A 10,498-nucleotide genomic window follows, 5' to 3' on the forward strand; every position below is an offset into this window, starting at 1 on the left:
GTGGATGGGGGCTGGCGGGAGGGAGCATGGCAGTTCACGACACTTATGATAATGAGTCTCATTCTATTTACGCCCGAAGCGGAACTGCAACTGCGCATGCGATCGCCCGGCAGCGCCACCGTTCGGCGCCCAGCACGGCTCGAAACGCCCGCAGGTCTAGACTTCCACGGTCGCCCCCGCCCATGGAGACCCAGCCATGATCAGCAAGAACACCATCTGCCTCTGGTACGACAGTGCCGCCCTGGAGGCCGCGACCTTCTACGCCGAGACATTTCCTGACAGCGCCGTGCTGGCTGTCCATCGTGCGCCCGGCGACTACCCTTCCGGCAAGGAGGGTGACGTGCTGACGGTGGAGTTCCGGGTGATGGGCATTCCCTGCCTCGGCCTCAACGGCGGCCCGGCCTTCCGCCACAGCGAAGCGTTCTCCTTCCAGGTCGCCACCGACGACCAGGCCGAGACCGACCGCCTGTGGAACGCCATCGTCGACAATGGCGGCGAGGAAAGCGCCTGCGGCTGGTGCCGCGACAAATGGGGCATCTCCTGGCAGATCACCCCGCGCGTTCTCAGCGAAGCCATCGCCAGCCCCGACCGCGCGGCGGCCAGGCGCGCCTTCGAGGCGATGATGACGATGGGCAGGATCGATATCGCCACCATAGAGAAGGCCTTCAAGGGCTGAGCGCCCCAACGCCTTGCAGAGGAGTACCGAAATGGATCGATTCACCGGCGGCTGCCTCTGCGGCAAGGTCCGCCTGGTGGCGAGCGGCCAGCCCTATCGGGTCGGCCTCTGCCACTGCCTCGACTGCCGCAAGCACCACGGCGCGTTGTTCCACGCTTCGGCGATCTTCCCCGAGGAGGCGGTGAGCATCGAGGGCGAGACCCGCGACTACGCCGGGCGTTTCTTCTGTCCGCAGTGCGGCTCGTCGGTGTTCTCGCGCAGCGCCGACGAGATCGAGGTCAGCCTCGGCGCCCTCGACGCTCCCGACCAGTTCCAGCCCACCTACGAACTCTGGACCATCCGCCGCGAGGGCTGGTTGCCGGCGTTTCCGCTGGCACGGCACTATGAAAGGGATCGCGAAGGCGACGGCCGTAGCGAAGAGTGACGTTATTCCGCCAGGAGAAGGGAGGCAGCATGGACGAACTGTTCGAAGAGCACCTGGAGATCGCCAAGGCGCTGTTCGCCCAGCGCTTGCCGTACTGGTGCGATGTCTTTCTGCGCCCGGCCGACCGGGCTTTCAACGCCTACCTGAATGCCCGCGGCCAGGCCTCCACCTACCTGGTGCTCGAAGGCTTCGATCCGGTCTATATTCCTCGCGGCTGCGACCTCGACGCCGTGCGCGCGACCGCCAGGGCCAGGGCGCGACTGAGAGAAGCGGGGCTGGGCGAAGACGCGCTGCCCGTACTGCTCTGAGCGCAGGCCGCCAGTATCGCGGAAGCGTCTGCTGGCAATTTCTCCCACCGCACTGTCCGCCAACGGAAGGCTACATGACCCGCCCCTACCTGCTCCGTCTCGCCGCCGGCCTGGCGCTGCTCCTGCCGGCCGCCTGCACGTCCCCTGCCCCGCCAGCACCGAACCTGACCGCGCTGTTCGCCGACGCCCTGCACTGCCGCGGCGACTTCCCCGACGGCCGCGACCGCGCAACCGCCGAGCGCCTGCGCGCCGAGGGCGTCGAAGTGCTGGATCGCGCGCCCGGCGAGACCCTCGACCTGCTCTACCGCTTCGCCACCCCGCTGCGCATCGACGGCAGCCTGGTGAGCGCGGTGCGGGTACGCGGCGACAGCGGCGTGCTGGTGATGGCCTACGCCGAGGGCGACCTCGAAGACTTCGCCCGGCGCCAGGGCGCGACGCCGCACCCGGCGGAACGCGCCGCGCTGGATGGTTTCGGCGAGCTGGAGGTGCTCTACAGCCGGCCGCTGTCGCCGCGTCCCGGCCTCGACGAAAGCCCGCCGCGCCTGGTGATCGGCCGCGGGATCGAGGCGGCGGCGCAGGCGTTCCGCTGGGGCTGCCGAAGCTACGACGGTTGAGCAGGCGCTCCGCCAAGCCTGGCACCCGGAACTCGTAGCGGTTTTCGTCGCCTCCGGCGAGGTCAGGGTTGGAGACATGGCCCTCGGGGCAATATGCTGTGGCCACGACACACGCTGTGAGCGACTATCGATGCCAGGGACTGCACTGTTCGAAAAGCCACGCTGGTTGCGCGACCTCCTGCGCTTCCTGCCCCTCAAGAGTCAATTCGTCCTCTCCGGGAACATCCGCGACCTGCAAGCCTGTGAAGTGGTGCCGGGTACGGTTACCGCGCAGAGCTTCAACCAGACCCTCTGCGACGCCCTGCTGGACGCCGGCTACACCCAGGTGCTGGCCTGGGATCCGCTGGCCGGGTTCCGCGTGCTCGGCCGGCCGGGCAGCGAGGCGGGCGCCACTCCGCAGGTGCTTCTCGATCTCGGCCTGACCCCGGTGGACGGCGCCGCGCCGGCCGGCATAGACCTGCTCAGCGCAACCCTGCAACGCCTGGTCAACCGTAGCGGCGAGCCGATCGCCCTGATCGTCGACTTCGCCTCGCGCCTGGCGGTGCGCAACGACGCCCTGAGCGCCGCCGAGCATCAGTTGTTCACCCAGGCCCTGGTACTCTCCCACCAGGCCCGCAGCCGTCCCGCCGGGGAACAGCGCAAACCGTTCTTCAACAGCGTGCTGTGGGTGGTGGAAAAGGAAGGCGACCTGCCCGACTGGCTGCTGGTGGACAACCCGCGCCTGCGCCATATCCCGGTGTCGAAGCCCGACCAGGCGGCGCGCCGGGCCCTGGCCCCGGCGCTGCTCCGCGGGCTCGGCGGCGCGGGCGTCGCCGAGGAGGCCCTGCAACAGGCCGCCGCGACCTTCGTCGAGAACACCGAAGGCCTGCTGCTCCTCGATCTCAACGCCATCGTCCAACTGGCGCGCGTGGAAGGCCTGGCCATGGAACGCATCGCCGACGCCGTGCGCCGCTACAAGGTCGGCGTCACCGAAGACCCCTGGTTGAAGATCGACCGCCAGCGCATCCGCCAGGCCGACGAGATCGTCCGCCGCCGGGTCAAGGGCCAGCAGCACGCGGTGACCCACATGCTGGACATCGTCAAGCGCGCGATGACCGGGGTCGGCGCCAGCCGCAAGGGCAACCGCCCGCGCGGCGTGGCCTTCCTCGCCGGGCCCACCGGGGTCGGCAAGACCGAGCTGGCGAAGACCGTCACCAGCCTGCTGTTCGGCGACGAGAGCGCCTACATCCGCTTCGACATGTCCGAGTTCAGCGCCGAGCATGCCGACCAGCGCCTGATCGGCGCGCCGCCCGGCTACGTCGGCTACGACGTCGGCGGCGAACTGACCAACGCGATCCGCGAAAAACCCTTCAGCGTGGTGCTCTTCGACGAGATCGAGAAAGCCCACCCCCGGATCCTCGACAAGTTCCTGCAGATCCTCGACGACGGCGTGCTCACCTCCGGGCGCGGCGATCGCGTGTACTTCTCCGAGGCGCTGATCGTGTTCACCTCGAACCTGGGCATCTACCGCCAGGGGGAGAACGGCGAACGGGTCGCCAACGTGCTCCCCGGCGAGCCCTTCGAGGCGGTGCAGGGCAAGGTCCACGGCGAGATCGAGCGCTACTTCAAGCTGGTTCTCAACCGCCCGGAAATCCTCAACCGGATCGGCGAGAACATCATCGTCTTCGACTTCATCCGCGCCGACGTCGCCGAGCAGATCTTCACCCAGATGGTCGACGGCACCTTCGCCGACCTCCGCGAGCAGCGCCTCGTCATCGAACTGGCCGAGGCGCCGCGCCAGGCGCTGCACGACCTCTGCCTGGGCGACCTGTCCAACGGCGGCCGCGGCATCCGCAACCAGCTCGAAGCGCGCCTGCTCAACCCGTTGTCGCGGGCGCTGTTCGACCAGGACGCGCAGCCGGGCGAGCGCTTCCTGATCAGCGCCCTGGACGCCGACGGCCTGACCCTGGAACGCCGCTGAGATGGAACTGAGCCTGTCGCGGGTGCATTTCCCGGTGACCACCCTGGGCCCGGGACGGCGCCTGGGCATCTGGTTCCAGGGCTGTAGCATCCGCTGCCCCGGCTGCATCTCCGCCGATACCTGGGGGCCGGGACGGCGGCGCATCGCCCTGGCACGCCTGCTCGCCGACATCCAGCCATGGCTGGAGCAGGCCGAGGGCATCACCGTCTCCGGCGGCGAACCCTTCGAGCAGTTCGCTGCCCTCCTCGCCCTGCTCGGCGAACTGCGCCAGCGCAGCCGCGCCGACATCCTGGTCTACAGCGGCTACCCGCTGGAGCATCTGCACGCGCAACTGGAACAGGCCGCCGGGCTGATCGACGCGCTGATCAGCGACCCCTACCAACAGCACGCCGAACAGAGCCTGGCCCTGCGCGGCAGCGACAACCAGCGCCTGAGCCTGCTCACCGAACTCGGCCGCGCGCGCCTCGGCGGCTACCAGCGGCCACTGCGCGAAGACGACAAGGCCCTCGACCTGATGTTCGACCATGACGGCAGCGTGTGGATGGCCGGCATCCCGCGCCGCGACGACCTGCTGCGGCTACAGGACCTGCTGCGCGACCAGGGCCACCAACTTAGCGTCAGCGCCCACCGGCCGCGCTGAATGGATCGATACCGATGATACGTTTCTGCCCCAACTGCCAGAGCGAACGCTCGCTTTCGGAAATCTTCTGCGAAGGCTCGATCCAGGGCCAGCCCTGCGGCTGGGACCTTTCCGCCGAAGCCATCCATCCCGCCGGCTGGCGACCACAGCCGGTGCTGACCCAGGAAGCCATCGCGCCGCCCGCCAGCGAGCCGCCAGCGGCGTCCGCCCCGCTCTGCGCCAACGGCCACCCGCTGCAACCCGGCGACCTGATGTGCCTGGAGTGCGGCGCCGCGCCGGCCGAAGGCCCGCTGCCGATGCAGGCCGAGGCCACGCCGCAGCCCGCCGTCACGGAAACCCTGATCGACGGCTGGCGCCTGCTGCGGCAGATCGCCAGCAGCGACGGCGTGCGCGAGCGCTACCTGGCCGAACATGCGGAAAGCGCCCGCCAGGCGGTGCTCACCCTGTATCGCCCGGGCGCCGAGCCGGACCCGGCGATCTACGACGTGATCCGCCGCCTGCCGCGCGAACACGTGCCGGAAATCCTCGCCACCGGCCGCTGGGACGAGCGCGCCTACGAAGTGGTCGAGGAACTCACCGGCGGCAGCCTCGCCGAGCTCGGCACCGTGCTGGAGGACCGCGAGGCGGTGCGCCACGTGGTCCGCGAGCTGGGCCACGCCCTGCACGTGTTCAACGAAGCCGGCCTGCGCCACCGCGACCTGCGCCCGGCCAGCCTGCTGGTGCGCAGCCACGAGCCACTGGACCTGGTGATCAGCGGCTTCGGCTCGGCGCGCCTGTCGGAGTTCGACCTGGATATCGTCTCGCCGCTGGAGACCAGCCGCTACATGGCCCCCGAGGCGATCGCCGGCGGCGTGGCGGCGGCTTCCGACTGGTGGAGCCTGGGCATGATCCTGCTGGAGCAGTTGACCCGCGGCGCCTGCTTCGAAGGAGTCAACGCCAACGCCTTCCTGATCCACGTGCTGGCCAACGGCGTGGCGCTGCCCGACGACCTCGACCCGCAGTTGCACCTGCTGCTGCGCGGCCTGCTTGCACGCGACCGCCACCAGCGCTGGCAGTGGCCGCAGGTACAGGCCTGGCTGAACGGCGAGGCGGTGGACGCGCCGGCCTCGGCGGACAGCGAAAAGGACGACGCCGAAGGCGCCAGCATCGCCCTCGGCGCCCGGCGCTTCCGCAAGCCGACGGTCTTCGCCCTGGCCGCGGCCCAGGCCGAGCACTGGGCGGAGGCCCTCGACCACCTGCTGCGCGGGGCGATCGTCACCTGGGCCGAGCACATCGGCCTGTCGCCCAGGCTGCTCGCCGGCCTGCGCCAGGTGGCCCAGCATGAGGGGCTGGAGGACGACTTCCGGCTGATGCTGGCGCTCAAGCTGCTGAACCCGGAAATCCCGCTGATCCAGCGCGGCGAGATCGTCACCCCCGGCTGGCTGCTGGAGCATCCGCTGGAGGGCTACCGGCTGATCAGCGGCTCGGTGCCCGACCTGCTCGAACAGTTGCACACCGAAAGCTGGCTGTCGCGGCTCAAGACCCGCGCCGAGAACGTCCGCCAGCGCGCCCTGCACCAGCACATCGAACTCGCCGAAGAACAGTTGCGCATCTACCTGCTGTCGACCTCGCGGGCGCGCCTCGCCGCGCAGTGGCAGGAGCGCCAGCGCCTCCTGCCGGACACCGAGCACCCCGGCCTGCTGGCCCTGGCCGAGCGCCGGGTGATCGCCGAGGAAGACCTGATCGTCCTGCTCAGCGCCAACATCGGCCAGTTCCGTGCCGCCGAGGCGATCGTCGAGGAAGCCGCCGGCCTGGCCCGCGACGCCGATGTGCACCTGTTCGACGCGGAGACCGCGCGCGGCCTGTTGCAGCACTCGCGGCAGGAGCTGTACCGCCGCGTCGACGAACGCATCAGCGGCTTCGCCCGCAGCGGCGTGCCCAGGGTCGACGAATGGGCCGAGCAGTTCCGCCTGGAGCGGCGCATGCCGTTGGCGAGGGTCCTGGTGCTGCTGGCGATCCCGCCGGAACAGTGGCTGGAACCGCAGAAGCAGCAGTACGTGTCGCAGATCCTCGATTTCTTCGAGAAGAAAGTGGTCGCCGCGGTGATGCGCGGGCCGCTGGTGCGCATGAGCATCGGCAAGAGCACTCCACGCATCGACCTCAACGAACTGGATAGCGCGCGACGCCCCGCCGCCGCCCTGCTCGACCACCTGCTGCAACGCAACGCCCGCGCGGTGAGCCTCGACCCGGACAGCTTCCTCGCCAACCCGCAACTGGAAGTGCGGCTCAACGCGCTGTCCCGGCAAAGCTCGCTGTACAAGCGCGACACCGGCATCGACGGCCTCTACCTGGGCTTCCCCTTCCTGCTCAACCGCGACCCGCGCGGCACCACCCGCACGCGCATCGTGCCGCTGCTGTTGTGGCCGCTGAAGCTGCAACTGGAAGTCGGCAGCCGCGGCCAGGTGGCGCTGGCCTTCGACGGCGAGCGCGAGGAAGTGCGCCTCAACCCGGCCCTGGAAAGCCTGCTCGGGCCCGAGCCGTGCAAGCGCTGGCGCAAGGTCGCCGACGAATTGCTCGGCCGCTCCGCGCTGCGCGCCGCCGACGTGATGGATGCCTTCGGCCTGCTCGCCACCCCGCGTGCTCGGGTGCTGGAAGGATTGCCGCCGAGTTCCACCGAGGTCACGCCCTACCAGGACCAACTGGCCTGCGCCGCGGTGCTGTTCCACGTCACCTTCATGGGCCAGGCGATCGGCGAGGACCTGCGCCAGTTGAAGAGCCTGCCGCCCTCCGGCACCGGCCTGGAGACCGCGCTGCGCCTGCGCGAGAACGGCGAGCCGGAAGCCCGCGAGAGCCCGCCGGAGTTGCAGCGCTACTTCACCGTGGCCAGCGACCCGTCCCAGGAGGCCGCCGTGTTGCAGGCCCGGCAGAGCCCGGGGCTGCTGGTGGAAGGCCCGCCCGGTACCGGCAAGAGCCAGACCATCGTCAACATGGTCGCCGACGCCATCGGCCGCCAGCGCAGCCTGTTGATCGTCTGCCAGAAGCACGCCGCCCTGGAAGTGGTGCACAAGCGCCTGGTGGCCGAGGGCCTGGGCCAGCGCATCGTCATGCTCAACGACGTCAACCGCGACCGCGAACCGGTGATCCGCAACATCCGCGAGCAACTCGAAGCGCTGTTCGCCGACGCCGGCGGCGCCCAGGGCTGGGAGCGCCAGCGCGAGCGCCTGGCGGCGCGTATCGAGGCGCTGGAAGGCGAACTGGACCGCTACCACCAGAGCCTGCACCGCGTGGACGAGGCCACCGGGCTGAGCTACCGGCGCCTGCTCGGCGAACTGATCGAGCTGGAGAAAGGCTCGCCGCCGCTGGACTTCCCGGCCCTGCGCCAGCGCCTGGCGGCGCTGGACATCGGCAGCCTGGCGCGCCTGGAGGAAAACTGCGCGCCGCTGGTCCGCCTCTGGCTACCGGCCCGCTACGAAGGCAGCCCGCTGGCGCAACTGCGCGCCTTCGCCACCGACCAGGCCACCCTGCAAGCCTTCGCCGACAGCCTGCGCGCCTTCGGCGAAGCGGAGAACGCCCGGCAGAAAGCCCTCGACGAACACCCGGCGAGCTTCGAGGTCGACGACCCGACGCCCTACCGCGCCTGGCTGGCAAGCCAGGTCGGTACCCTGCTGAATTTGCGCGAGGAGCAGCGCCAGCGCCTGGCCCACTGGCTGCCGCTGTTCCGCGACGCCACGCCAGGGCAGCCGAGCCGTGGCGACGGCCTGTTGGCGGAGGCCGAGCAGATCGAACGGCAACTGCGCCAGCTCGACCTCGAACGGCATGCGCCGCTGCTTTCGCCGGCTCTCGCCATGCTCGAAGAGAACAACCTCGAACGCTTCCAGGCCCACGCCCGCCAGGTGCTCGAGGCACGCACCTGGCTGGCCCGGCTCAACCCGCTGCGCCTGCTGCGGCGCGGCCGCCTGCGGCGCTTCCTGCGCGAGCACGGCGAGGCCGACGACGACAGCCGCCTGGCCGCCCTCCTCGGCGCCTGCGACCTGGAGCGCCAGTGGCGGCCGCTGCGCCGGCAACTGGCGGCGCTGCAACAGAGCCTGGGGCTGGCGACAGTCACCACCGATGCCGGTCCGGAACTGACCGGCCTGGCCGGCAGCGCCAGCCAGCAACTGCGCGAGATCCAGACCCTGGCTCGCAGCCTGGCCCAAGCGCCGCGTGCCGAGCAGCTCGACGCGGTGATCCTCACCGGCGAGAAACAGCGCTTCGAAGCGCTGCTCGGCGACCTCGACGCCGCGCTGATCCGCCAGGCCGCACGCCAGCTCAGCCTGGACAAACTGAAGGTGCTCGCCGACTGGCTCGGCGACGAACTGCTGGAACAGCTGCACCGCGCCATCGCCGGCAACCAGAGCAACCTGCCGGCCCTCGGCCGCCTGCGCGAGGCGCTACCGCAACTGGTCGCCTACCAGCGCTTCCGTGGCCGCGCCGGCCAGCTCGAAGCCACCGACCTGGAATTCCTGGCCCTGCTGCGCCAGCGCCAGGAACGACTCGACGCGATTCCCGCCGAAGCACTCGAAGCCACGGTGCGCCGCATGCTCAACCGCGAAGCGCGGCTGGGCTGGAAGCAGCGCCTGGAACAAGACAATCCGGAACTGCTGTTCAGCCAGGACGAAGCCAGGGCCAGGGTCGCCAGCCTCGCCGAAGCCGACGTGCAGATGCGCGCGCTGAACCGCGAACTGCTCGGCAAGGGCATCGACGCCGCGCGCCTGGGCAGCCGCAAGCAGTGGGAAGACGTCACCCGCCTGACCGGCAAGCGCTCGCGGCGCCTGCGCGAGTTCATCGAGCTGGGCGCCGAACTCGGCCTGATGAGCCTGCGCCCGGTCTGGCTGATGAACCCCGACCTGGCCAGCCGCGTGCTGCCGCTCAAGGCCGGGCTGTTCGACATGGTGATCTACGACGAAGCCTCGCAGATGCCGGTGGAGTTCGCCCTGCCGACCCTCTATCGCGGGCGGGTCACGGTGGTCAGCGGCGACGAGAAGCAGATGCCGCCGACCGCGTTCTTCTCCAGCCGCGTGGAAAGCGACGAGGCCGAGCTGTTCGACGGCGAAGCGCCCGACGAGGACGCCGACGAGGAGCAGCGCGAAGCCTACGAGGACACCTGGAACCGCCGCGAGATCAAGGACTGCCCGGACCTCCTGCAACTGGCGCGCAACGCCCTGCCCAGCACCACCTTGCAGATCCACTACCGCTCGGCCTACCGCGAGCTGATCGGCTTTTCCAACGCCTCGTTCTACGGCAACCGCCTGAGCGTGCCGGTACGCCATCCGCAGGCCAACATCCTGCGCATCAAGCCGCTGGAACTGATCCAGGTGAACGGCCTGTACCAGAACCAGAGCAACGAGCGCGAGGCCGAGCGAGTCGTCGACTACCTCGCCGAACTCTGGCGCCACCCCTACGCGGCGCGGCCGTCGGTGGGCGTGGTCACCTTCAACCGCAAGCAAGCCGACCTCATCGAGGAGCGCCTGGAACTGCGCGCCGAGCAGGACGAGGCGTTCCGCGCCGCCTACAGCGAGGAGCGCGAGCGCAGCGAAGACGGCGAGGACATGGGCGTGTTCGTGAAGAACGTGGAGAACGTGCAGGGCGACGAGCGCGACGTGATCGTCTTCTCCTCCACCTTCGGCCGCAACGGCCAGGGCAGCTTCCGGCGCAACTTCGGCGTGCTCGGGCAGACCGGCGGCGAGCGCCGCCTCAACGTGGCGGTGACCCGCGCGCGGCGCAAGGTGGTGATGATCACCTCGATGCCGATCGGCGACATCTCCGACATGCTCGGCACCCAGCGCTCGCCGAGCAGCCCGCGCGACTACCTGCAAGGCTACCTGGAATACGCCCGCGCACTGTCCGCCGCCGAGTTC

Annotated in this window: 7 protein-coding genes; all 7 read left to right on the top strand. The window is 69.9% G+C overall.

Annotation, left to right across the window (positions count from 1 at the left end; all coding sequences use genetic code 11):
• Window positions 1–196: 196 nt before the first annotated feature.
• On the top strand, window positions 197–676 hold the full coding sequence (locus FFS27_RS20990; protein ID WP_003090600.1) for a VOC family protein: 480 nt from the start codon (window positions 197–199) through the stop codon (window positions 674–676).
• 31 nt (window positions 677–707) lie between these two features.
• A complete protein-coding gene (locus FFS27_RS20995) occupies window positions 708–1,100 on the top strand; it encodes a GFA family protein (protein WP_003090602.1) in 393 nt (130 codons plus the stop codon).
• 29 nt (window positions 1,101–1,129) lie between these two features.
• Complete coding sequence (locus tag FFS27_RS21000) at window positions 1,130–1,408, top strand: hypothetical protein (protein ID WP_003090604.1); 279 nt, start codon at window positions 1,130–1,132, stop codon at window positions 1,406–1,408.
• 74 nt (window positions 1,409–1,482) lie between these two features.
• Entirely contained in the window at window positions 1,483–2,022 is a 540-nt protein-coding gene (locus tag FFS27_RS21005; protein ID WP_023101183.1) for a hypothetical protein, read from the top strand.
• A 76-nt stretch (window positions 2,023–2,098) separates the two neighbouring features.
• Window positions 2,099–3,982, top strand: a complete 1,884-nt coding sequence (locus tag FFS27_RS21010; RefSeq protein WP_073665609.1) for an AAA family ATPase — start codon at window positions 2,099–2,101, stop codon at window positions 3,980–3,982.
• A gap of 1 nt (window position 3,983) precedes the next feature.
• Window positions 3,984–4,622, top strand: a complete 639-nt coding sequence (locus tag FFS27_RS21015; RefSeq protein ID WP_015502759.1) for a 4Fe-4S single cluster domain-containing protein — start codon at window positions 3,984–3,986, stop codon at window positions 4,620–4,622.
• Between the two features lie 14 nt (window positions 4,623–4,636).
• Window positions 4,637–10,498: AAA domain-containing protein (locus FFS27_RS21020; RefSeq protein ID WP_137952186.1), on the top strand; the 5,862-nt coding region annotated here is incomplete at its 3' end.

The organism is Pseudomonas sp. 2VD, assembly GCF_005503585.1.
Lineage (GTDB): Bacteria > Pseudomonadota > Gammaproteobacteria > Pseudomonadales > Pseudomonadaceae > Pseudomonas > Pseudomonas aeruginosa.

Excerpts from the sequence above, each read along its gene's own strand:
- FFS27_RS20990 (WP_003090600.1), top strand. The coding sequence starts at position 197 with ATGATCAGCAAGAACACCATCTGCCTCTGGTACGACAGTGCCGCCCTG.
- FFS27_RS20995 (WP_003090602.1), top strand. The coding sequence starts at position 708 with ATGGATCGATTCACCGGCGGCTGCCTCTGCGGCAAGGTCCGCCTGGTG.
- FFS27_RS21000 (WP_003090604.1), top strand. The coding sequence starts at position 1,130 with ATGGACGAACTGTTCGAAGAGCACCTGGAGATCGCCAAGGCGCTGTTC.
- FFS27_RS21005 (WP_023101183.1), top strand. The coding sequence starts at position 1,483 with ATGACCCGCCCCTACCTGCTCCGTCTCGCCGCCGGCCTGGCGCTGCTC.
- FFS27_RS21010 (WP_073665609.1), top strand. The coding sequence starts at position 2,099 with ATGGCCCTCGGGGCAATATGCTGTGGCCACGACACACGCTGTGAGCGA.
- FFS27_RS21015 (WP_015502759.1), top strand. The coding sequence starts at position 3,984 with ATGGAACTGAGCCTGTCGCGGGTGCATTTCCCGGTGACCACCCTGGGC.